Origin of the sequence: Streptomyces sp. NBC_00459, assembly GCF_036013955.1 — a bacterium.
Taxonomy (GTDB): Bacteria; Actinomycetota; Actinomycetes; order Streptomycetales; family Streptomycetaceae; genus Streptomyces.
In genome coordinates, this window is sequence record NZ_CP107903.1 from 2,979,412 (window position 1) to 3,002,040 (window position 22,629).

General features: G+C 69.4%; 21 protein-coding genes. 10 read left to right on the forward strand and 11 right to left on the reverse strand.

What is annotated here, in order from left to right:
- Positions 1-29: 29 nt before the first annotated feature.
- The 5 genes from OHN74_RS13055 to OHN74_RS13075 all read right to left on the reverse strand — a co-directional run bounded on the left by OHN74_RS13055 (position 30) and on the right by OHN74_RS13075 (position 3,395).
- Entirely contained in the window at positions 30-482 is a 453-nt protein-coding gene (locus tag OHN74_RS13055) for a hypothetical protein (protein ID WP_327694738.1), read from the reverse strand.
- Positions 483-639: 157 nt separating this feature from the next.
- Positions 640-1,563, reverse strand: coding sequence for an ArsR/SmtB family transcription factor (locus OHN74_RS13060; RefSeq protein ID WP_327694739.1), 924 nt, complete (start codon positions 1,561-1,563; stop codon positions 640-642).
- A 325-nt stretch (positions 1,564-1,888) separates the two neighbouring features.
- A complete protein-coding gene (locus OHN74_RS13065; RefSeq protein ID WP_327700099.1) occupies positions 1,889-2,200 on the reverse strand; it encodes a hypothetical protein in 312 nt (103 codons plus the stop codon).
- Positions 2,201-2,420: 220 nt separating this feature from the next.
- Positions 2,421-2,729, reverse strand: a complete 309-nt coding sequence (locus tag OHN74_RS13070; protein WP_327694740.1) for a hypothetical protein — start codon at positions 2,727-2,729, stop codon at positions 2,421-2,423.
- A gap of 54 nt (positions 2,730-2,783) precedes the next feature.
- Positions 2,784-3,395 carry an NADPH-dependent FMN reductase gene (locus OHN74_RS13075; protein WP_327694741.1) on the reverse strand — a complete coding sequence of 204 codons (612 nt, stop codon included), beginning with the start codon at positions 3,393-3,395 and terminating at the stop codon, positions 2,784-2,786.
- A 292-nt stretch (positions 3,396-3,687) separates the two neighbouring features.
- Between OHN74_RS13075 and OHN74_RS13080 the strand changes: the two genes are divergently transcribed.
- The 3 genes from OHN74_RS13080 to OHN74_RS13090 all read left to right on the forward strand — a co-directional run bounded on the left by OHN74_RS13080 (position 3,688) and on the right by OHN74_RS13090 (position 6,202).
- A complete protein-coding gene (locus tag OHN74_RS13080) occupies positions 3,688-4,260 on the forward strand; it encodes a hypothetical protein (RefSeq protein ID WP_327694742.1) in 573 nt (190 codons plus the stop codon).
- 99 nt (positions 4,261-4,359) lie between these two features.
- Positions 4,360-5,019: a class F sortase gene (locus OHN74_RS13085; protein WP_443060383.1), complete on the forward strand. Its 660-nt coding sequence runs from the start codon at positions 4,360-4,362 to the stop codon at positions 5,017-5,019.
- 124 nt (positions 5,020-5,143) lie between these two features.
- Entirely contained in the window at positions 5,144-6,202 is a 1,059-nt protein-coding gene (locus OHN74_RS13090) for a S1C family serine protease (protein WP_443060384.1), read from the forward strand.
- Between the two features lie 64 nt (positions 6,203-6,266).
- On the opposite strand, the gene OHN74_RS13095 is transcribed toward OHN74_RS13090, so the two are convergent.
- On the reverse strand, positions 6,267-7,052 hold the full coding sequence (locus OHN74_RS13095; RefSeq protein ID WP_327694745.1) for a sulfite exporter TauE/SafE family protein: 786 nt from the start codon (positions 7,050-7,052) through the stop codon (positions 6,267-6,269).
- Between the two features lie 222 nt (positions 7,053-7,274).
- Between OHN74_RS13095 and OHN74_RS13100 the strand changes: the two genes are divergently transcribed.
- From OHN74_RS13100 to nirD, 3 genes are read left to right on the forward strand one after another with little or no spacing between them, the layout of a single operon-like run.
- Entirely contained in the window at positions 7,275-8,531 is a 1,257-nt protein-coding gene (locus tag OHN74_RS13100; RefSeq protein ID WP_327694746.1) for an NAD(P)/FAD-dependent oxidoreductase, read from the forward strand.
- Entirely contained in the window at positions 8,531-11,149 is a 2,619-nt protein-coding gene (gene nirB, locus OHN74_RS13105) for a nitrite reductase large subunit NirB (protein WP_327694747.1), read from the forward strand. Before OHN74_RS13100 ends, nirB begins: the two co-directional genes overlap by 1 nt.
- A complete protein-coding gene (nirD, locus tag OHN74_RS13110) occupies positions 11,146-11,523 on the forward strand; it encodes a nitrite reductase small subunit NirD (protein ID WP_327694748.1) in 378 nt (125 codons plus the stop codon). The genes nirB and nirD overlap by 4 nt, the downstream gene beginning before the upstream one ends.
- 67 nt (positions 11,524-11,590) lie before the next feature.
- On the opposite strand, the gene OHN74_RS13115 is transcribed toward nirD, so the two are convergent.
- From OHN74_RS13115 to OHN74_RS13125, 3 genes are all read right to left on the reverse strand, one after another.
- Complete coding sequence (locus OHN74_RS13115) at positions 11,591-12,517, reverse strand: oxidoreductase (RefSeq protein WP_327694749.1); 927 nt, start codon at positions 12,515-12,517, stop codon at positions 11,591-11,593.
- 150 nt (positions 12,518-12,667) lie between these two features.
- Positions 12,668-13,507 (reverse strand): SAM-dependent methyltransferase, encoded by an 840-nt coding sequence (locus OHN74_RS13120; protein ID WP_327694750.1) that lies wholly within the window; start codon positions 13,505-13,507, stop codon positions 12,668-12,670.
- A gap of 149 nt (positions 13,508-13,656) precedes the next feature.
- On the reverse strand, positions 13,657-14,181 hold the full coding sequence (locus OHN74_RS13125) for a MarR family winged helix-turn-helix transcriptional regulator (protein WP_327694751.1): 525 nt from the start codon (positions 14,179-14,181) through the stop codon (positions 13,657-13,659).
- Positions 14,182-14,221: 40 nt separating this feature from the next.
- Here OHN74_RS13125 and OHN74_RS13130 point away from each other — a divergent pair, with 40 nt between their 5' ends.
- The 4 genes from OHN74_RS13130 (at position 14,222) to OHN74_RS13145 (ending at position 17,916) form a co-directional block, all read left to right on the forward strand.
- Positions 14,222-15,184 carry an EamA family transporter gene (locus OHN74_RS13130; protein ID WP_327694752.1) on the forward strand — a complete coding sequence of 321 codons (963 nt, stop codon included), beginning with the start codon at positions 14,222-14,224 and terminating at the stop codon, positions 15,182-15,184.
- A 71-nt stretch (positions 15,185-15,255) separates the two neighbouring features.
- On the forward strand, positions 15,256-16,416 hold the full coding sequence (locus OHN74_RS13135) for an alkaline phosphatase PhoX (protein WP_327700100.1): 1,161 nt from the start codon (positions 15,256-15,258) through the stop codon (positions 16,414-16,416).
- Between the two features lie 74 nt (positions 16,417-16,490).
- Complete coding sequence (locus tag OHN74_RS13140) at positions 16,491-17,084, forward strand: hypothetical protein (protein ID WP_327694753.1); 594 nt, start codon at positions 16,491-16,493, stop codon at positions 17,082-17,084.
- A 511-nt stretch (positions 17,085-17,595) separates the two neighbouring features.
- Positions 17,596-17,916 (forward strand): hypothetical protein, encoded by a 321-nt coding sequence (locus OHN74_RS13145; protein WP_327694754.1) that lies wholly within the window; start codon positions 17,596-17,598, stop codon positions 17,914-17,916.
- 265 nt (positions 17,917-18,181) lie between these two features.
- On the opposite strand, the gene ppdK is transcribed toward OHN74_RS13145, so the two are convergent.
- Both ppdK and OHN74_RS13155 read right to left on the reverse strand, forming a co-directional pair.
- Positions 18,182-20,929 (reverse strand): pyruvate, phosphate dikinase, encoded by a 2,748-nt coding sequence (gene ppdK, locus OHN74_RS13150; protein WP_327694755.1) that lies wholly within the window; start codon positions 20,927-20,929, stop codon positions 18,182-18,184.
- A 423-nt stretch (positions 20,930-21,352) separates the two neighbouring features.
- Complete coding sequence (locus OHN74_RS13155) at positions 21,353-22,564, reverse strand: ROK family protein (protein WP_327694756.1); 1,212 nt, start codon at positions 22,562-22,564, stop codon at positions 21,353-21,355.
- Between the last annotated feature and the right edge of the window lie 65 nt (positions 22,565-22,629).

Here is a 22,629-nt window from a genome sequence, read left to right on the forward strand (position 1 = left end):
GACGTAGCCTGCTCCATCGGGACATGGGCTCAGTACCAGTTCGTGCGTTCGAGGACGCCGTCGTTGCACACCAGCGCAGCGCGGGACACCCGCCCGTTGAGGTTGTTGCCGATCTTGGTGTATGCGTAGTTGAGTCCGGCTTCGACCGGTTCGGACGTGTTCACCCAGGAGCCACCGCCGTCGTCGGAACGGTCCAGGAAGGCCCGGCAGTTGGTGGGGGCGTTCTCGATCCGGGCGAAGGAGCCGCAGGCGCCGTTGTAGAAGTACTTCAGCGTGATGGTGTAGCCGTTGTACACGACGGTGCGGTTCGCGACCGGGGAGTAGTAGGAGCCGGAGCACGAAGTGGACTCCGGATAGAGTCCCTCGTTCGCATAGCTGCCGTAGCCCGCGCTGGCCGCGTGGGCCGCGCTCGGCGTGGTGAGCAGCAGCCCGCCCGCCGCCGCTGCCGCACCGAGTATCCGCAGTGTTTGTGAGGTACGCATCGTGAATTCCTTGTCCCGAGTGGCGACTTGGCCCCATGTGCCGAGCTTGCGGGGAGAAGCCTCGCCCGGATCACAATCTCTCGGCAATCTGTTCGACGTACGTCGAAAACCCCTCGCGGAGAGATTCGATGCGCTGTCCGGTGGGTAAGGAGCAGGGTCAGCCGTTTCCGTGCAACAGCGCGGCACCCAACGGCGTGATGTGGTGGATCACCGCCCCGCCCACCCGCCTGGTGTTGAGCAGCCGCGCCTCGCGGAGAATCCCGGCGTGGTGGCTCGCGCTGGCCGGGGAGATGCCGGAGCGCCGGGCCAGATCCGTGGTCGTACAACTGTCGGCGGCGGCCCGCAGGACCGTGGCCCGTGTCTTGCCCAGCAGCGCGCCGAGAGCGATCTCGGGGGCTGCCGACGGGGCGGCGGGAGCTCCCGCGAGCCAGAGCGGATCGTGGTCGACCGGGTAGACGAGCACCGGTGGCAGGTCCGGGTCCTTGAGGAGCGTGGGGCCGGGCCAGCAGAAGAACGACGGGACGAGTCGCAGCCCGCGCCCTCGCAGATGAAGGTCGTCCCCCAGGTGCCCTCCGTCGACGTACAGGATGGGCGACTCCCAGCGCAGCGAGGAATGCAGGAGGGGCAGCGTTCCCGCGAGTCCCTGGTTGAGCATCGCCGCTCCCACGGCGGCCCGGTTCGCGTCGAAGCGGGCGCGGATGTGGGACCAGAACGGTGCGACGGCCAGTCGGTGATGTCGTCGCAGCGCGTCCGCCAGGGCGCGCAGCGACGGTATGTCACCGTCGGCCAGCCGCTGCCCCCATGCCGGTATCCGCCGGTCCTCGGCGAGTTCCGTGAGATCCGCGCGCAGGCGTCGGCGCGGGGTGGACAGCAGTGCCTCGATGCCGTCGTCCAGTTCCCCACCGGCCTCGGGCAAGGTGGGGGTCAGGAAGTCCGGAGAGTAACCCCGTGGCGGGGCCAGCAGCCGTACGCCGCCCCAGACCTGCCCCGCTCGCCCGGCCACCTGCTTGCGCCAGCGGCCGAACACCAGCGGCCCCTCCTGGTTCTGGAGCAGGTGCATGCTGAGCAGCACCTCCCACATCGGATCCGGGCGACCCGACAGAACAACCCGCGACAGATCTTCCGAGGTGAAGTGAATCCGTAAAACCAACGATCGGCCCCCGCGTCTCGTACAGCCCGTCCCCCTGGCGGGCCAGGAGGATGATGCCACCGGAGCCCGACCGGCAACCCGCTGCGACCCAAGTAGCCTAGAACGGAAGGAAGTTGACCGAAATCCACTGACCCGACAGGTCAGTCGGACCGCATCTTCCTCAGCGCGGGGACCCCTGCGGCCGTCGGGGACTGTCCCGACGGAGTGACAGGCGTCCTCACCATGGGGCACGGCTTCGGGTTGACCCCCGCCATGATCAGTGGTGCTCCAGGAAACGAAGCAGGACGGCGGCCTCCGCGCGGAGCCGTGCGGCCCGGTCGGCGTGCGCCGATGTGGTCAACCGAGCGGCTGCCTCAAGCCGTTCGGCGGCCTCGGCGCGCACCACGTCCTCCACATCGCGCTCGCTCAGCTCGCGCCGCGACGCTTCGGTGGTACCGGCGCCGACCGGCGACAACTCAAGTGCCACACCGCGGAGTTCGGTTTCGCCCACGGGCACCGCCTCGGCGTTGTCCAGTGCTCCGAGTGTTGAACGCAGGGCGCTCACCGCGACCTTGTCGCGGGCGCGCATCGCTTCCGGAAGTGCCTGCCGCATACGAAGACGCAAAGACATGCAGGTGACCCTATGGCGGTGTCCCGCGGACCCACAACGCGATAGTTCTCCAGTCGGCGTCCATGCGGGCGGGATCTGCGCGGGTGGTCAGGACGATCGCAGAACCCGGTTCGGTATCCACGCGGACCTCTCGTTCTCGGACATGGCACAACTCCCTTGCCCTGCCCGCCACTCCGCCCTACAACTCCACCCGCCGCCCCACCCCGATCTCCTCTGCCTCCTCGTCCGTCACCACCGCGAACACTCCCCCGGGTACGCCCGGCATCGCGGCCACCCGCGAGGCGACGGACAGGAGAACGGTCTCCGGGGCCCCGGTGACGAAGAAGACATGCACTCCCTCGTACTCGTCGCTCTCGTCATGCTCCTCCGCCTCCTCCAGGTTCACGAGGAAGTCGTCGACCCGGTCGATCCAGGGGAAGGGACGGGAGCCTTCGGGAGTGACGGGACCTTCCTCAAGGGGTACGTGAATCTCGACGATGAGGGCCATAACCGGCATTGTCGCCGGTTATGGCCCTGGGGCGCAGTACGGGACCCGGGCGCCTTATCCCCCGTACGCCCGCACCGCCCGCCCCTCCCTCAACGTCCGCCCCCACCAGGCCACTTGCCCCAGCATCACGTTCGCCGCCGCGTCCGGGCCCGACGGGTCCCTCAGTTGCCCCTCCTCGTCGAACGCCGCACCCGCGTTGTGGAAGGACACCGTGTCGCGGACCGTCGTCGCGTGGAGTTCCGCGAAGACCTGGCGGAGGTGTTCGACCGCGCGGAGGCCGCCGGAGACGCCGCCGTACGAGACGAAGGCGACCGGCTTGGCCTGCCACTCCGTGTAGTGCCAGTCGATGAGGTTCTTGAGGCCGGCCGGGTAGGAGTGGTTGTACTCGGGGGTCAGGACGATGAACGCGTCCGCCGACGCCAGCTTCGGGGTGACCGTCGCCAGCTGGGCCTTCGCGTCCGCGCCGGTCGCGAACGTCGTCGGGAGTGCGGTGGCCGCGACGTCCACGACCTCCGCCACGAGGTCGTCGCGCTTCTCCATCCGGTTCAGCAGCCAGTCGGCCACCACCGGGCCGAAACGGCCTTCCCGGTTGCTGCCGACGACCACGGTCACACGTACGGGATCGACGGTTTCGCTGCGTTCACTGGATTCAGTGTGTGTCTGCATGCGGCACAGCCTCATACCTCAAGCTTTCTTGAGGTCAAGCCCGGCAGTCGTCTTTCTCCCGGTCACCCGTTCACACCCCCGGCCCCCGTCCATCCGGTTCTTTTCGCGACACGCCTGCCGTACGGCGATGACCTGCCCGAATGGCGACGCGCCGGTCGTTTCCCGCGGCCTCCGGCCACCCGTTCACCGTATTTCTGACGGCTCATCAGAGAGCGCGTCCGGGCCCCTGCCACTTATCTCGGTAGCAGACCACCCCGTTCGCAAGCTCTCGGATCCCGGAGGAGCAAGCCTGATGCGACGTACCGCCTCCGCCCGTCTGCTGACCGGTACCGCGCTCGCCGTCGCCCTCGCCGGGCCGACGGCGGTCGGCGCCGCGCCCGCCTACGGAAACGGCGGCGGGACGCTGGAGGTGTACCCGGCGACCGTCACCCCCGGTACCCAGGTCACCGTCAACACGACGGCCTGCGGAGCGGGCGGTACCGCCGCCGGGGATGCCAGTGCGGTGGGCGCCGGGACCTTCGTTCTCGCGCCCGGTACGCACAAGGAGGTCGCCGTCGGGCAGTTCCGGGTGCCGCCGGGCGCGCAGCCGGGGACGTACGAGATCGTCGCCCGGTGCGATGGACACGGGAACGGGGACGAGGACGGGCACGGTCGGCAGGTCAGTGGTGATCTGGTCGTCACGCTCACCTCGACCCGGCCGCCCGCGCATCCCCCGGCGCATCCCAGGGGGAGTGTGAAGACGGGGGTCGGTGGCGCACTCGGTCCCGACCCCGTGCAGACCGCGGCCGGCGTGGCGGCTCTCGCCGTCGCCGCCGCGGGCGGTACCTGGCTCCTGCATCGCCGGGCGAGAGGCGACAGGATCTGACGGACGTCCTCCGCCGTCCGTCCGCCGGTACCGCTTGTCCCCTCCCCTCCGGGCCCGACGCCCCTCGTGGCCCGGAGGGGGTCGGGGCGAACCACCAGAATGAGGCCGGAGGCCCTCGTGCGCAGATTCACCAACCTCGCCATAGCCGTCGTCACCGTCGCCGCCCTCTGCTCCGGCGCCTGGCTGGTGCGCAGCGGCGGCGAGACCCATGCCCCGCCGCAGCCGTCCGCCGCCCAGGCCCGTACGCAGCCCACCCACCCGGAGTCCGTCCGTCCGGAGTCCGCCTCCCCCGCGCTTCCGCCCTCCCAGCCCCTCCGTATCCGCATCCCCGCCATCGGCGTGAACGCCCCGCTGACGGGCCTCGGCCTCACCCCCACCGGCAGCCTGGACGTGCCGCCCGCCGAGCGCGAGGACCTCGCGGGCTGGTACGAGGCCGGTACGACGCCCGGCGAGTCGGGCACCGCGATTGTGGCCGGGCATGTCGACAACGCCGACGGGCCCTCCGTCTTCTACCGTCTCGGCGCCCTGGAGAAGGGCGTCGCGATCGAGGTCGAGCGGCTCGACGGGAGCACCGCGCGCTTCACCGTCGACGCCGTCGAGGTGTACGACACGAAGGACTTCCCCGACGAGAAGGTGTACGGGGCCGCGAAACGGGCCGAGTTGCGGGTCATCACCTGCGGGGGGAGATATTCGCGGTCGACCGGCTATCAGGGGAATGTGGTCGTGTTCGCACATCTGACGGGGAGTCGGATCGGATGACCGGCAGACCCCTTTTACCCATTCCTTATCACTCCCCCTCGCCGCGACAGGGAATTATGTGGGCATTATCCTGGACGTGACATTTGCTTCCCACCGGGAGGCCCGCATGAGGCCTACAGGAAGAATGTGCGTGGCTGTCACATCGGCCATCGCGTTGACCGGGAGTGTCACAGCGGCCTCGGGGTTTTCGGCCAGGGCGGACGACCCCAAGGAGATCTTCGAACAGGTCGCGCCCGCGACCGTACAGGTGCTGGGAGTCGCCCCCCTCGGTACGGGCGTCATCTACGACGCCGACAACGGTCTCATCCTCACCAACGCCCATGTGGTCGCCGGTCAGAGTGCTCTTCGGGTCCGGATCGAGGACCGTGAGCCCGTGCCGGTCCGGCTGCTGGGCAGCGATCCGTGCGAGGACCTGGCGGTCGTGAAGCTCGTGACGCCGCAGAAGGACCTGGACGAGGTGAAGTTCGGTACCAGCGGCGACCTCGGTCAGGGTGACGAAGTGACCGCGATCGGCTATCCGGCGGCAGCAGGCGACCTCGGCCATCAGAAGCCCGCACTCACCAGCGGTTTGGTCCAGTCTCCCGACGTCGCGGAGCAGGGACAGTTGAGCGGGCCCAATTTCCCGTCGGCCGTCCAGCATTCGGCGACGCTCAACCCAGGGAATTCCGGCGGACCGCTGCTCAACAGCGACGCGGAGCTCGTCGGGATCAACTCCTTCAGCTACACGGGTGTCGAGGGCCAGCACTACTCGATCAGCAGCGACCATGCCGCACCCATTGTCAAGGAGCTCGCCGCCGGAAAGAGCAAGAACAATCCCGGATGGGGATCCCTGCTCGCAATTTCCGACCCCGACTTCCCGTCCTATTTCCCTGCGGACGACCAGGCCGGCGCCGAGGAACTGCAGCGGATTCTTCAGGATTCTGATGTGGACGGTCTGTATGTGTCGAGCGTCTCCAGCAATTCCCCGGCGAGTGAGGCGAAGCTGGCCGGCGGCGACATCATCACCCACCTCAAGGACACGGCTGTCGGCACCGTCCCGGAGGTGTGCGGCATCCTCCAGTCGGCCGCGGCAGGGGAGAAACTCGGCATCGACGGCATCTTCACCAGCGAAGGCAAGTTCGACGACGGGACGCCTTACACGTTCGGTGACCCCTGGCACGTCGACATGACGCTCAAGAAGTGACCAGCGGTGAGTGGTGTTCACACTGGCGGTGACCAGCAGTGGCCGGCCTGACCAGCGGCGCCGGTCAGGCCGGCCACTGCTGGTACGCCAGATTCGCCACCAGCGTGAACACGACCACCAGCAGCACCACCCGTACGAACCCGCTCCCCTTCTTCAGTGCCGTATGCGCCCCCACCATCCCCCCGGCCAGGTTGAACGCGGCCAGCAGCACGCCCAGCCGCCAGTACACCGTGCCCTGCCAGGCGAAGATCGCGAGGGCGCCCGCGTTGGTACAGCAGTTGACGATCTTGGCGGTGGCGGAAGCGGTCACCAGGTCGAGGTGGAGCAGCGCGGTCAGCGCGAGGACCAGGAAGGTGCCCGTGCCGGGGCCGATGAGGCCGTCGTAGAAGCCGATGCCCAGGCCCGCGAGGCCGATCGCGGCGAGGACGCGGCGCGCGGAGACCGGGGTGGTCGCCGGGGCCGTACCGAAGGCGGGCCTGAAGATCACGAAGGCGCCCACGCCGAGCAGGACGACCATGATGACCGGCTTCAGGGTGTCCGTGCTCATACCGGCCGCCACGAACGCCCCGGCCGTCGAGCCGGCGACCGCCGCCAGCCCGATACGTACCGCCAGACGTACGTCCACCGGTGCCCTGCGTGTATACGTCACGGCCGCGCCCGTGGTGCCGACGATCGCCATGGCCTTGTTGGTGCCGAGCGCGTACTGTGCCGCCGAGGACGTGTCCGGGAGTCCCAGCAGTAGTACGGGCATCATGAGCAGGCCGCCACCGCCCACGACCGCGTCGATCCAGCCTGCCGCGAGGGCGGTGGCACAGAGAGCGACGATCATGGGCAGCGATATGTCGGGCATGATCGCGATGTTAGGTGGCCGATCGGCTGGCCTGTCCGCCGGCCCGGGGCGCGGGGCAGGGGACGGGGCAGCTCCTGGCTGTGACGTTCGCGCACCTCACAGCCGCCCGCCCCGCCCCTCCCGAACCCTCACACCCCCTCCTCGCCTCCGCTGAGGGAAGCGTGCCCCCTGGGAAACAGACGTGATGCGGCCGGGTAACACCGGCAACGCACGCTGCAGTACATGACCTCGAATGCGCGTGTGGTGGTGATCGGCGCCGGGCTCGCGGGCGTACGGCTCGCCCGGCGGCTCGGTGAGCTCGGCCTGTCCGCCTCGGACGTCGTGCTCGTCGGCGAGGAGGAGCACCGCCCGTACAACAGGGTGCTGCTCGCCGAGGTCCTCGCCGGGCGGTACGCCCCCGAGGTGATCGCCCTGCCGACGCCGGACCGGCTGGTCCGCGCCCGGGCCGAGCACATCGACCGGGCCGACCGGACCGTGCACTGCTCCGACGGATCGGTGATCGCATACGACACGCTGGTGCTGGCGACCGGGTCGAACCCCGTACTCCCGCCCCTGCGTGGGCTGTTCACCCCGGACCACGAACTCCCGGAAGGCGTCCACGCGTTCCGCACCATGGACGACTGCCTCGGGCTGTCCAAGGCGGTACGTCCGGGGTCCCGGGCCGTCGTCATCGGCGGCGGGCTCCTCGGTGTGTCCGCCGCGCGCGCACTCGCCGTACGCGGTGCGCAGGTCGTTCTCGCCCAGCAGGCGGAGCGGCTGATGGAACGTCAGCTGGACCCGGGCGCCTCGGCGTTGGTGCTGCGGCACCTCAACGACCTGGGCGTCGAGGTGCACACCGAGTGCCGCGTGCGGGACGTGCGTTGCGTGGGCGGCAGGGTCCGTTCGGTCGAGATGGCCGACCACTACGCCCTCGACGCCGACCTCGTCGTACTGGCCTGTGGTGTCCACCCCCGTGTGGGGCTCGCGCGCGACGCGGGACTCGCCGTGCACAAGGGCATCCTCGTCGACGACGAACTCCGCACCTCTGACCCGCACATCCGGGCCCTCGGGGACTGCTCCCAGCACCAGGGAACGATCTACGGGCTTGCCACCCCCGCACTCGAACAGGCCAATGTCCTGGCCGAGTTGATCGCGGGCGAGGCGGGAGCCTCGGGTGACGGCGATGCCCGCTACACCGGCACCCGGGCCCTGACCCGGCTCACCCTCACCGACTTCACCGCCGAAACCGGCAACCCCTTCGACCTCGCCGCCTTCGGCGAGCCGACCCCCCGCCCCGGCGACGACGTCATCCAGCTCGCCGACGCCACCCGGGGCACGTACCGCAAGGTCGTCGTCCGTGACGACCGGCTGGTCGGCGGGGTGCTCGTCGGCGAACTCGGCACCGTCGGCGCCCTCGCGCGCGCCTGGGAGGGAGCAGAGCCGCTCCCCACTGACGGCGGTCCACTGCTCCACCTGCTCACCAACGATGGAGGCTCCTAATGACCGCCACTGATGGGGCCACCCCCACGATCGTGCTCGTCGGCCACGGCATGGTCGGCCAGCGTTTCCTCGAAGCCCTCGCCGAGCGCGGTCTGACCGCCGCTCACCGCGTGGTCGTACTGTGTGAGGAGCCGCGTCCGGCATACGACCGCGTGGCCCTGACCTCGTACTTCTCGGGCAAGACGCCCGAGGACCTCTCGATGACCGACATGGCGTTCATCGAGCGTGAGGGCATCGAGCTGCACATCGGTGACCCGGCGGAGACCATCGACCGCGAGGCGAAGCGGGTGACCTCCCGCTCGGGTCTGGTCGTCGACTACGACGTCCTCGTCCTCGCCACCGGCTCCTACCCCTTCGTGCCGCCGGTCCCCAACAAGGACGCCAAGGGCTGCTTCGTCTACCGCACCATCGAGGACCTCCTCGCCATCGAGGAGTACGCGAGCACCCGCACGACGGGTGCCGTGGTCGGCGGTGGTCTGCTCGGACTCGAGGCGGCCGGCGCGCTGAAGGGCCTCGGACTCACCTCCCACATCGTCGAGTTCGCGCCGCGTCTGATGCCGGTGCAGGTCGACGACGGCGGCGGCGCCGCGCTGCTGCGCACCATCGAGGAGATGGGCCTGTCCGTCCACACGGGTGTCGGCACCCAGGAGATCGTCGTCGACGAGGACGGCGCGGTCACCGGTATGAAGCTGTCCGACGGCTCCGAACTCGCCACCGACCTGGTGGTGTTCAGCGCCGGTGTCCGCCCCCGTGACCAGCTGGCCCGCGAGTCGGGCCTCACGATCGGCGAGCGCGGCGGCATCGCGGTCGACGAGCAGTGCCGTACGGTCAACGACCCGCACGTCTTCGCGATCGGCGAGTGCGCGCTGGCCTCCGACGGCCGGGTGTACGGCCTGGTCGCCCCTGGTTACGAGCAGGCGGAGACCGCCGCCGCCGCCATCGCCGCGGACGAGGAGGCCGAGGAGCTGACGTTCACCGGCGCCGACCTCTCCACCAAGCTGAAGCTGCTCGGCGTGGACGTGGCGTCCTTCGGCGACGCGCACGGCGCCACCGAGGACTGCCTCGACGTCGTCTACTCCGACTCCCGCTCGGGCCTGTACAAGAAGCTCGTCATCGGCCGCGACGGCAAGCTGCTCGGCGGCATCCTCGTCGGCGACGCGGAGGCCTACGGCACGCTGCGCGCGTTCACCGGTACGGTCCCGCCGGTCTCCCCCGAGTCCCTGGTGCTCCCGGCCGGCGCCGGTGGCCCGGTCCAGCTCGGCCCGACCGCGCTGCCGGACGCCGCGATCATCTGCTCCTGCAACAACGTCACCAAGGGCACGATCCGCGGCGCGGTCACCGAGCACAACTGCACCACCGTGCCCGAGGTCAAGAAGTGCACCAAGGCCGGTACGACGTGCGGCAGTTGCGTCAAGGTCCTCGGCCAGCTCGTCACCGCCGAGCTGGAGGCGAGCGGTGTCGTCGTCGACAAGGGCCTGTGCGGCTGCTTCTCGCAGACCCGCGAGGAGCTGTACGAGATCGTCCTCGCCCTGCGCATCAACACCTACCAGGACCTGCTGGACCGCTACGGCCGCGACAACGCCAAGGGCGGCGACGGCTGCGAGATCTGCAAGCCGGCGGTGGCCTCGATCATCGCCTCCCTCGCCCCGACGATCGGCGCCGACGTCTACGTCCTGGACGGCGAGCAGGCCACCCTCCAGGACACCAACGACCACTTCCTCGCCAACCTGCAGAAGAACGGCTCGTACTCGGTCGTCCCGCGCATCCCCGGCGGTGAGATCACCCCGGAGGGCCTGATCGTCATCGGCGAGATCGCCCGCGACTTCGGTCTCTACACGAAGATCACCGGCGGTCAGCGGATCGACATGTTCGGCGCGCGGGTGGAACAACTCCCGCTGATCTGGACCCGGTTGGTGGACGCCGGCTTCGAGTCGGGCCACGCCTACGGCAAGTCCCTCCGTACGGTGAAGTCCTGTGTGGGCCAGACCTGGTGCCGTTACGGCGTCCAGGACTCGGTCCGGATGGCGATCGACCTGGAGCTGCGCTACCGGGGCCTCAGGTCGCCGCACAAGCTGAAGTCGGCGGTGTCGGGCTGCGCCCGCGAGTGCGCCGAGGCCCAGTCCAAGGACTTCGGCATCATCGCCACCTCGGGCGGCTGGAACCTGTACGTCGGTGGCAACGGCGGCGCGACCCCGCGCCACGCGGACCTGCTGGCCCAGGACCTGAACGACGCCGAACTGATCAAGCTGATCGACCGGTTCCTGATGTTCTACATCCGCACGGCGGACCGGCTGGAGCGCACGTCGACCTGGCTGGAGCGCATCCCCGGCGGCCTGGACCACGTACGCGACGTGGTCGTGGAGGACTCCCTCGGCATCTGCGAGGAACTGGAGTCGCTGATGACCGCGCATGTCGCCCACTACCGCGACGAGTGGTCCGACACCATCAACGACCCCGAGAAGCTCGCCCGGTTCGTGTCCTTCGTGAACGCGCCGGACACCCCCGACCCGGTCGTCGGCTTCGTCCCCGAGCGCGACCAGATCAAGCCCGACCTGCCGCTGCTGTCCATCGGCCTGCGCCCCGCAGATGACGTCCTGGAAGGAAGTGCCCAGCGATGACCCTGGCACCCGAGACGACCGACCTGAAGATCCAACTGCGCCTCGACAACAGCGACAACAGCGCCGGCGACTGGTTCACGGTCTGCGACCTGAGCCTCCTGCTGCCGGGCCGCGGCGTGGCGGCCCTGCTGCCGGACGGCCGGCAGGCGGCCATCTTCCGCGACCGCGCGGGCAGCCTGTACGCCATCGACAACCGCGACCCGTTCGGCGGCGCGGCGGTCCTCTCCCGCGGCCTGATCGGCACCCACCAGGGCCGCCCGTACGTCGCGTCGCCGCTGCTGAAGCAGCGCTTCGACCTGGAGTCGGGCCAGTGCCTGGACGACGAGACGGTGGCCGTGCGGGCGTACGAGGTGCGCACCGCCGCCTGCCCCTGACGCACCCCCGACTGATGCTGCTCGTGAGCGGCGCCCCGGCCTCCACCGGCCGGGGCGCCGCTCGCTTTCATGACTTCAGACCCTCGTACGTCACCCCGGTGAGCTGCTCGGAGGCGGCCCAAAGCCGTTCCCCCGCAAGGTCGTTGAGCGTCCAGGAAGCCCGCCACGACTTGGCCGGCGAGCCGCGCCAGCCCAGAAGGGACGGCCCGACGAACGCGTCGGGCCGTACGTCCGCTGCGGTGGCCGCGTACAGCGTGGGCAGGGCGCCCGCCTCGGCGGACTGGGCGAAGTACCGGTTGCCGATCTCCATGAACCGCTCGGTGCCCTTGCGGCCCTCCAGCTTCGCCGCGGCGGTCTGGAGGTTGGTGTCGGCGTACCCGGGATGCGCCGCGGCGACCACGACACCTGAACCGATCGCGGCCAGCTTGCGCGCCAGTTCGTGCGTGAAGAGCAGGTTGGCCGTCTTGGAACGCCCGTAGGCGGTCCAACGCCGGTACTTGCGCTCGCTGTTGAGGTCGTCGATGTCGATGTTGCCGAGCAGGTGGGCACCGCTGGAGAGGTTCACGATCCGGGCGCCGGGCGTGCCGAGCAGCCTCGGGAACAGCAGGCCGGTGAGCGCGAAGTGCCCGAGGTGGTTGACCCCGAACTGCGTCTCGAACCCGTCCGCCGTCGTGCCGTACGGCAGCGCCATCACGCCCGCGTTGTTGACGAGGAGATCGAGCTGCTCGTACGGAAGCTCGTCCGCGAACTCCCTTACGGAGCCCAGGTCCCCGAGGTCGAGCGGCCAGAACTCGGCGATGGCGTCCGGCACTTCGGCCAGCAGCCGCCCGACCGCCTCGTTCCCGCGCGCCTCGCTCCGGCACGCGAGCACCACCCGCGCCCCCTTGCGCGCCAACTCCCGCGCGGTGACGTACCCGAGACCGCTGTTGGCACCGGTGACGACGGCGATGCGGCCGCTCTGGTCGGGGATGTCCTGCGTGTTCCAGCCCGGCATGTTCGGGTTACCTCCAGGGGCGACGACGAGTCCGGCAGATGCGTGTCCGGATCCAGATCCGGCTGCGGGTCCCAGACTGCGCCGGAAGGGGCCCGATGGCCAGATCCACGTTCGTGTCGCCTCCCGCCCAGGCCGCCGCCCCTGCCGGGGTCAGGGCTTGCGGCCCACTCCGCAGTAGGCGTCGACGGCCGTGGCGGGACCGGCCGGGCCGCGGAGGTCGGGGCGCCACTCGGGTACCTGGACGACGCCCGGGTCCACCAGATCGAGGCCGTCGAAGAAGGCGGCGATCTCCCCGATGCTCCGTACGTAGTACGGCACGGCGCCGCTCGCGTTGTAGGCCTCCGACGCGGCGATCATGCCCTCGCTGGTGGCGGTGCTGTCGCTGATCACCAGATGACTGCCCGACGGCAGGCCCGCCATCAGCCGGCTCACCAGGTCGCGCGCCTGGTCGTGGTCGGCGACATGGCCGAGCGTGTTGAGGATCATCAGGGCGACCGGCCGGGAGAGGTCGAGGGTGTCGGCCGCCGCTTCGAGGATGGTCTCGGGGGCGTACAGGTCGGCGTTGAGGTAGACGGTCCGGCCCTCGGGGGTGCTGCCGAGGAGGGCGTCCGCGTGGGCCAGCACGATGGGGTCGTTGTCGACGTACACGATCCGGGCGTCCGGGGCGGCGCGCTGCGCGACCTCGTGGGTGTTGTCGGCGGTCGGCAGCCCGGTGCCGACGTCCAGGAACTGACGTATGCCCCGCTCGTCGGCCAGATGGCGGACGGCGCGTCCCAGGAAGTGCCGGCTGGTGACGGCCACGTCGACGAGTCCGGGGAAGATCCCCTTGATCTGGTCCCCGATCTCCCGGTCGACCTCGTAGTTGTCCTTGCCGCCGACGAAGTAGTTCCAGAAGCGGGCCGAGTGCGGCTTGGAGGTGTCGATGTGCGCCCGTGGCCGTGCGCCGGTGCCCGATAAGGGGGACGAGGGGGTGGGGTCGTCGTCCGACACGGCAGGACCTCCTGTGGTGTGGTGGTGATCATCAGGCACCAACGTAGGCGAACTCACCTTCACCGCAACGGAGTTGTGAAGATCCGCACCCACGCACCGTAGGGTTTTGGCCATCCGGCGCCCACTGCTCGCAGGCCTGCGCATCGGGGTCAGTCGCCGTCGGCGGGGCCCGGATACTCCATGTGAGAGAGCCATGTCGTCAGCAGTTCTTCGAGCGCCGAAGCCTCGGCGCGCGGCAGGAGATCCAGCAGACGCCGCTCGTTGCGCATGTGGTCGGTGAACGCCCGGTCGATGAGCTCCCTTCCGGGTCCGGTGAGGGCGACGATCCGGCCCCGCTGGTCGTCGTCGGACCGGCGGCGGGTGACGAGTCCGGCCTGCTCAAGACGATCGATCCGCTTCGTCATCGCGCCCGTGGTGACCATGGTGTGCGCGGCGAGTTCACCGGGTGCCCGTTCGTACGGCTCGCCCGCGCGCCGCAGTGCGCACAGGACGTCAAACTCCCCCTCGCTCAGGCCGTAGCGGCCGTAGACGAGGCGGAGTTCCTCACTGAGGCGGTCCGCCAGCCGGTGCAGCCGGCCGATCACTCCTTGTGGCGTGATGTCGACGTCGGGGCGCTCGCGGCGCCACTCGTCCTGGATGCGGGCTACGCGGTCCGTCCTTCGCCGGTCTTCCATGACTCCCATATTAGCTTCCCGGGAAGCTATAATATCTTCCATGGAAGCCAATGCACGCTGGGTGGCACTGACCGCGATAGCGCCGGTGGCCTGGGGGGCCAACTACTTCGTCACCCGTGAGTTCCTCCCGGCGGATCGCCCGCTGTACGGGGCCGCCCTGCGGGCGCTGCCCGCCGGACTCGCCCTGCTGGCTCTGCGCCGGCGCCGACCCCGGGGTGCGTGGTGGTGGCGATCCGCCGTGCTGGGCCTGGTCAACGTGAGCGTGTTCTTCGCCCTCGTCTACGTCTCCTCCAAGCTGCTGCCGACGAGCATCGCCTCGACCGTCATGGCGGTGTCCCCACTGACGATGATGCTCATCGCATGGCCCCTGGTGTCCGAGCGGCCCCGGCCCGCACACCTGGCCGGCGCCGTGACCGGGCTCGTCGGCGTGTGCCTCATGCTGCTCACCGGGGCAGGAGCGGCGAGCGTGCCGGGAATCCTCGCCGCGGCGGCGGCCGTACTCGTGTCGTCCTTCGGCCACATCCTGGCCAAGCGGTGGAGCGGCGACGCCGACATGATCGCCACGACCGCCTGGCAGCTCACCGCCGGAGGCCTGCTCCTGCTTCCGGTCGCCGCAGTCATGGAGGGCACTCCGCCGGCGCTCTCCCCACCCACGCTTCTCGCCTTCTGCTACGTCGCCCTGGTGGCCACCGCACTGGCCTTCAGCGTCTGGTTCGCCGGCCTGCGGCACCTGCCCGCGGGCACCGTGGGGCTGATCGGACTCCTCAATCCCGTCACGGGCGTACTGCTCGGCACCGCTCTCGCCGGAGAGGTACTGACGATTCAGCAACTGTGCGGACTGGCCCTGGTCCTGGCGGGCGTCACCCTCGGACGCCCCGGACGCACCGGTCGGCACATCGACCGGCACCTCGACGACCAGGCGCCCGACCGTCTCGCGGTACGGCAGCGAACGACCGCCAAGGCGACATCACGCGTACATGACAATTCCACCCCGCCGCCCTAAGGTCCCTGACGTCACCGCACGTCACGCCACCCCCCTTTGGAGCGAGAGTGGACGCACGAGTGAACGCACACGTGGAACGCCGTACCCTTCTGCGCGCCGCCGTCATCGGCGGCTCGGCGGCCGTCTTCGGCGGCACCCTGTGGCGCGGGGCCGCCCACGCGGCCCCCGCCCAACCGGGCACGGGCCCGTACGGAGCCCTCGCCGCGGCGGACGCCAACGGCATCAGACTCCCCGCCGGCTTCACCAGCCGGGTCGTCGCCCGGTCGGGCCAGACGGTCACCGGAACCTCGTACACCTGGCACAACGCCCCTGACGGCGGCGCCTGTTACGCCGACGGCGCGGGCTGGATCTACGTCTCCAACTCGGAGATCAACCCGTCGGGCGGCGCGAGCGCGGTGAAGTTCTCGTCGACGGGCGCCATCACCTCCGCGTACCGCATCCTGTCGGGCACGCGCCAGAACTGCGCGGGCGGACGGACCCCCTGGAACACCTGGCTGTCCTGCGAGGAGGTGTCGCTGGGGTACGTCTACGAGACGGACCCGTGGGGCACGAACGCGGCGACGCAGCGCCCCGCGATGGGCCGCTTCAAGCACGAGGCGGCGGCAGCGGACCCGGTGCGCCAGGTCGTCTACCTGACGGAGGACGAGACGAACGGCCGCTTCTACCGCTTCGTTCCCACGACCTGGGGCAACCTGTCGTCGGGCACCCTCCAGGTCCTGGTCGCCGGCACGGCGACCTCGGGCTCGTACACCTGGACGACGATCCCCGACCCGGACGGCTCCCCGACCACCACCCGCACCCAGGTCTCCGGCTCCAAGTCCTTCAACGGCGGCGAGGGTTGCTACTACGCCGACGACAAGGTCTGGTTCACCACCAAGGGCGACAACAGGGTCTGGCAGCTCAACCTGCTCACGAACACCTACGAGTTGGCGTACGACGACTCCCTGGTCACGTCGGGCACGGCACCCCTGACCGGCGTCGACAACATCACCGGCACATCCTCCGGCGACCTGTTCGTGGCGGAGGACGGCGGCAACATGGAGATCTGCGTGATCACGCCGGACGACGTGGTCGCCCCCTTCCTCCGCATCGACGGCCAGTCGGGCTCGGAGATCACGGGCCCGGCGTTCTCCCCCAACGGCAGCCGCCTGTACTTCTCCAGCCAGCGCGGCACGAGCGGCAGCTCCTCGGGCGGGATCACGTACGAGGTGACGGGCCCGTTCCGTTCGTAGTCACCGCCGCGTACGCCCGGCCGTCCGTACTGCGCACCGGCGTCGATGTCAGTGGTGCGCAGTACGTTGCGGTCATGGGCGTATACCTGGTCGATGTCGGTGCGGAGGAGTGGTTCGGTGAGGACGAGGACGAGGGTGGGCGCGCGAAGATCGCCGCGGGCCTGAACGCGGAGCTGGTACGACGCGGCCTGCCCCGGTACGACTCCGTACCCCCGGCGGCGGACTTCGTACGCGGCTCGGGCCGGTCCTTCGAGGAGAAGCTGGTCCCGTCCATGAACAGCTTCCTCACGCTGTGCAAAGCCCACCTCTCGGACGCGGAGACGGATCTGCTCTGCGGCTGGACGGTCCTGGTGCCGGTGTCCCTGGACGAGGAGATCGAGCTGCCGGTCGGGTCGTCGTACTCCGACGACACCGTGATCGCGGGTGCACCCCAGGTCCTGGCGATCGCCGAGAAGCTGGCGACAGCGGTCGAACTTCCGCCCGAGACCCCGGAGATGTGCGACAACCTGGACCTGACCAACTGGTTCCTGGACGGGACGGCGGCGAAGCTGGCGGCGACCCGGCCGGCCCCGTGGGGCGAGGATCTGGACGCCGCCTTCTACGTGGCCCTGTACCTGCGCGCGGCCCAGCACTCGCTCGGACGGGGGTGCCCGATGGTGTACTCCTGACCGGCCGGACGCGGCCCCGACCTGACCCGGCGCCTGAACCGGCACGTCGTTGCGCAGCGCGGAGCCATCCAGCTCAACCATCGCGCCGGGCCAAAGCTCCAGCTGGTCCGCGAGAAGCTCGAACTCCCTGCGGAGACACAACAGTTGTTCGTGTTCCTCCCCGAGGATCAACAGACCGCACAGGCCGTCGAGCAGGTCCGCCACCAGCCCTGTACGGAGACACCGAACCGCTGATCCGCACAGAGACCTCCTCCCGGGTGTGCCCCTCGGGGCTGGATACGGGCGAGTCGCACAGGCGGTACAGGCGTATCCGGACGGGGGGGGGTTGCTGCCGTGGCTTCTCGCTGCGCTCCGTGTTCTGACGTGCACGCATGCGCTCCGTCTGTTGCCTGCGGGGCTCATGCGATGTGCGGTCTGTGCCCTCACTCACACACTGGGCGGTAGTCCTTGCCGTCACGATCCCGGCTGACCACTCTTCCGCCAAGTGGCCTACAGGTGACGGGAGTTGGTAATGCAGTGTCCGACGTGCGGCTCCGTGAACGTGCAGCTACTGCGCGGGTATTGGCAGGATCTTCCGGCGGAGTCGCCGAACCGGCACAAGTTCGCGCCGCCGAAAGAGGTGGATCCGAAGTTCTGGGCGGTGCTGTTGATGATCGCGTTCGGCATCTTCGTCGCGGTGACGGACAGTGTCCTGATCGGTCTGGGGTTCGTCGTGGCGGGTCTGGTGTGGGGCGCGGTCGGAGTCGGCCAAGTGTCCGCGTATCAGCGGACACTGTCGGACTACGACGCATCGCTGATCTGTCTGGCCAGGTACCACACGTTCGCAGCGTGAGCACCGGCTGACGTCGCGAGCCGTCTCAGCCCGTAGGACACGCGTCGGCCCGCCGAGTTCGGGTGGACAGGAAGGCGGGGCGTACGGATCGCGCCTCGGCATGAGCGCAGATCACAGGCAACGAGAGGGCGGCACCCCCCGCACAGGGGTGCCGCCCTCTCTCGTGCTCCGGAACCGCTGCCGTGTCGCTGAGGGTCGGGGTGACAGGGCGACGGTTCCGGCGTCTTCGGGGCTCCTTGGAGCCCTCAGATGGCCCTACTGGCCCCTACCGGTGATCGCTCCCCGCCGAAGACGAAGCCGCCCGCCCCGCCTCCAGCCTGGCCACCGGGATCCGGAACGGTGAGCAGCTGACGTAGTCCAGGCCCACCTCGTGGAAGAAGTGGACCGACTCCGGGTCGCCGCCGTGCTCGCCGCACACTCCCAGCTTCAGGTCGGGACGGGTCGCTCGGCCCGCCTCCACCGCCAGCTTGACCAGCGCGCCGACGCCGTCCCGGTCGATCGTCTCGAACGGGGAGACCCCGAAGATGCCCTTCTCCAGGTAGGCCGTGAAGAAGGAGGCCTCGACGTCGTCCCGGCTGAAGCCCCACACCGTCTGGGTCAGGTCGTTCGTGCCGAACGAGAAGAACTCGGCGGCCTCCGCGATCTGCCCCGCCGTGAGGGCTGCGCGCGGCAGCTCGATCATCGTGCCCAGTGCCAGCTTCAGGTCCACGCCGGTCTGTTCGATGACCTCGGCGATGACCTGCTCGGCCTCCTCGCGCACGATCTCCAGCTCCTGGACGGTGCCCACCAGCGGGATCATGATCTCGGCACGCGGGTCGCCCTTGGCGTTCTTGCGCTCGGCCACCGCCTCCGCGATCGCCCGTACCTGCATGGTGAACAGGCCGGGGATCACCAGGCCGAGCCGTACGCCCCGCAGGCCCAGCATCGGGTTCTGCTCGTGCAGGCGGTGCACGGCCTGGAGCAGGCGCAGGTCGTTCTCGTGCGGGTCCTTGCGGGACTCGGCGAGGGCTACTCGTACCGACAGCTCGGTGATGTCCGGGAGGAACTCGTGCAGCGGGGGGTCGAGGAGACGGACCGTCACCGGGAGGCCGTCCATCGCCGAGAACAGTTCTACGAAGTCCTGCTTCTGGAGCGGGAGAAGCGCCTTCAGGGACTCCTCGCGCTCGACGTCCGTGTCGGCCAGGATCAGGCGTTCCACCAGCTCGCGCCGGTCGCCGAGGAACATGTGCTCCGTACGGCACAGCCCGATGCCCTGCGCGCCGAACCGCCGCGCCCGCATCGCGTCCTCGGCGTTGTCCGCGTTGGCCCGGACACGCAGGCGACGCTTCCGGTCCGCGAAGGCCATGATCCGGTGGACCGCCTCGACCAGTTCGTCGGCGTCGTTGGCGCCCGCGTGCATCCGGCCCTCGAAGTACTCCACCACCGGGGACGGGACGACCGGGACCTCGCCCAGGTACACCTTGCCGCTGGAACCGTCGATGGAGATGAGGTCGCCCTCTTCCACGACGTGACCGCCGGGGACCGTCATCCGGCGGCGCTTGGTGTCGACCTCCAGCTCCTCCGCGCCGCACACGCACGTCTTGCCCATCCCGCGCGCGACCACGGCAGCGTGGGACGTCTTGCCGCCACGGCTGGTCAGAATGCCCTCGGCAGCGATCATGCCGTCGAGGTCGTCGGGGTTGGTCTCCCTGCGGACCAGGATGACCTTCTCGCCCGAACGCGACCACTTGACCGCGGTGTACGAGTCGAACACCGCCTTGCCGACCGCCGCACCCGGCGAGGCGGCGATGCCGCGGCCGACCTGCTTGATCTTCGCCTGGTCGTCGAAGCGCGGGAACATCAGCTGGGCCAACTGGGCGCCGGTGACGCGCTGGAGCGCCTCCGCCTCGTCGATGAGGCCCTGGTCGACGAGTTGCGTGGCGATCCGGAAGGCGGCGCCCGCCGTGCGCTTGCCGACGCGTGTCTGGAGCATCCACAACTGGCCGCGCTCGATGGTGAACTCGATGTCGCAGAGATCCTTGTAGTGGTTCTCCAGGGTCGCCATGATCTGCATCAGCTGGTCGTACGACTTCTTGTCGATCTGTTCGAGCTCCGCGAGCGGGACCGTGTTGCGGATGCCCGCCACGACGTCCTCGCCCTGCGCGTTCTGCAGGTAGTCGCCGTACACGCCCGCGTGGCCGCTGGCCGGGTCGCGGGTGAACGCGACGCCCGTGCCCGAGTCGGGGCCCAGGTTGCCGAAGACCATCGAGCAGATGTTGACCGCCGTGCCGAGGTCACCCGGGATGCGTTCCTGGCGGCGGTAGAGCTTCGCGCGGTCCGTGTTCCAGGAGTCGAAGACCGCGTGGATCGCGAGGTCCATCTGTTCGCGCGCGTCCTGCGGGAAGTCGCGGCCCGCCTCGGTCTTGACGATCTTCTTGAACTTGGTGACCAGCTTCTTGAGGTCGGCGGCCTCCAACTCCGTGTCGACCGCGACCTTCTTGGCCGTCTTCGCCGCGTCCAACGCGTCCTCGAACAGCTCGCCCTCGACGCCGAGGACCGTCTTGCCGAACATCTGGATGAGGCGGCGGTACGAGTCCCACGCGAAGCGCTCGTCGCCGGACTGCTTGGCGAGGCCCTGGACCGACTTGTCGGAGAGGCCGATGTTCAGCACCGTGTCCATCATGCCCGGCATCGAGAACTTCGCCCCGGAGCGGACGGACACGAGGAGGGGGTCGTCGGCCTGGCCGAGCTTCTTGCCCATCGCCGTTTCGAGGGCCGCGAGGTGTGCGCTCACCTCGTCACGCAGTGCCGCCGGCTCGTCGCCGCTGTCGAGGTAGGTCTTGCATGCCTCGGTGGTGATCGTGAAGCCCGGAGGCACCGGAAGGCCCAGGTTGGTCATCTCGGCGAGGTTGGCACCTTTGCCGCCGAGAAGGTCCTTGAGGTTCTTGTTGCCCTCGGTGAAGTCGTAAACGAACTTCACGCCCTCAACACTGTTGGCCGGCTGAGCTACGTGGGGATCTTTGTTTTCCGACACGGGTCCCAACTCCTTGAGGACGCGGTGGCTGCCCTGACGGCCAGGAACATACCCAGATCGAAGGCGTCTGGGTACGTCCACTTGCGCGTCATGTGCCTGTAACCAGCCGTCAGCCAGCAGATCCAAAGTCAAAGCTTGGCAAGCTGCGGGACCGGCATGTTTTCACTTCTTGAACGCAACCGTCGCCCTATGCGCATTTTATCGCTCAGCTGAGCGGCTCACGACACGTCTGAGTTCTATCGATGAACGATCAAAGGGTGGCACTGAGTGCCACCCTTTGAGAAGTGCAGTCGCCTGCGATCCGCTCATCTGAGCGCAACCCCTATCAAGGGTGGCGAGAATCACGCACTCACGGGCGCCCGGATTTCACCATGCGGACGCCGACGCGAAGGGGAAACACCCCTGTCACAGGCCCCGACCGACTCACACCCCGAGCGCAGTCAGCCGCTCCTCCACCCGCTCGGGCGCGTACAGGTACTCCACGACCATCGCCCCGGCCCCCACCAGCCCCGCCCGCTCCCCCAGCCTCGACGTCACCACGTCCAGATGCGCGGTCGAGCGCGACAGCGCCCGCTGGTACAGCAGCTCCCGTACGCCCGTGAGGAACGGCGTGCCCGCCAGGTCGCCCGCGATCATCAGCACGCCGGGGTTGAGCAGCGTCACCACCGTCGCCAGTACGTCCCCCACGCTCCGGCCCGCTTCCCGCGCGAGCGCGAGCGCCCCCGGATGCCCGGCCGCGAGCAGATCCCGTACGTCCGAGCCCGACGCCGCCGGTACCCCGCTCTCGGCGAGCCGACGGGCGACGGCGCCACCGCTCGCGACGGCGGCCAGGCAGCCGTACGACCCGCACCGGCACAGCGCCTCGGCGCCCTGCGGGACGCGGATGTGCCCGATGTCCCCGGCACCGCCGTCGATGCCCCGGAACACCGAACCGCCGACCACCACGCCCGCGCCGATGCCCGTCGAGACCTTCACCAGGACGAAGGCCGAGCAGTCGGGATAGCCGGTGCGCTGCTCGCCGTACGCCATGAGGTTGGCGTCGTTGTCCACCAGTACCGGGACCCTCGCCGCCACCGGCTCGTCCGTGTGTTCGGCGAAGGCTCTGGCCAGGCGGGCTCTTATGTCGTAGCCGTCCCAGCCGGGCATGATCGGCGGCTGGACGACGCGGCCGGTGTCCATGTCGACCGGGCCGGGCACCGCGAGGCCTATGCCACAGACCTCGGACGGGCGGTGGCCGGCCTTCGTCAGGAGTTCCGCGAACCAGCGGCCGAGATCGCCGAGTACGACGTCGGGGCCGTCGTCGACAGCCAGGGTGCCCGAGTGTTCCGCCAGAAGTTCACCCGTGAGAGTGAGAACGGCGGCGCGGGCATGACGTGTGTCGAGGTCGGCGGCGAGGACGACGGCGTGGGCGTCGTCGAACTCCAGCGTGATCGACGGGCGACCGCCGAGCGGCGAGTCGACCGGACCCGAGGCGCCCTCGCGCAGCCAGCCCGCGCGGAACAGCCGGTCCAGACGGTGTCCGACCGTCGCGCGTGAGAGACCCGTCACCTGTTGCAGGGCACCGCGAGTCGTGGCGCGTCCACTGCGTACCAGTTCGAGCAGATCGCCGGCGCTCGCCTGAGCACGACCACTCATGCGCACCCCCTTGTGTTTCTCAAGCTTGCATTACATATTGAGTTATGCGTGTTAAATAGACGTAA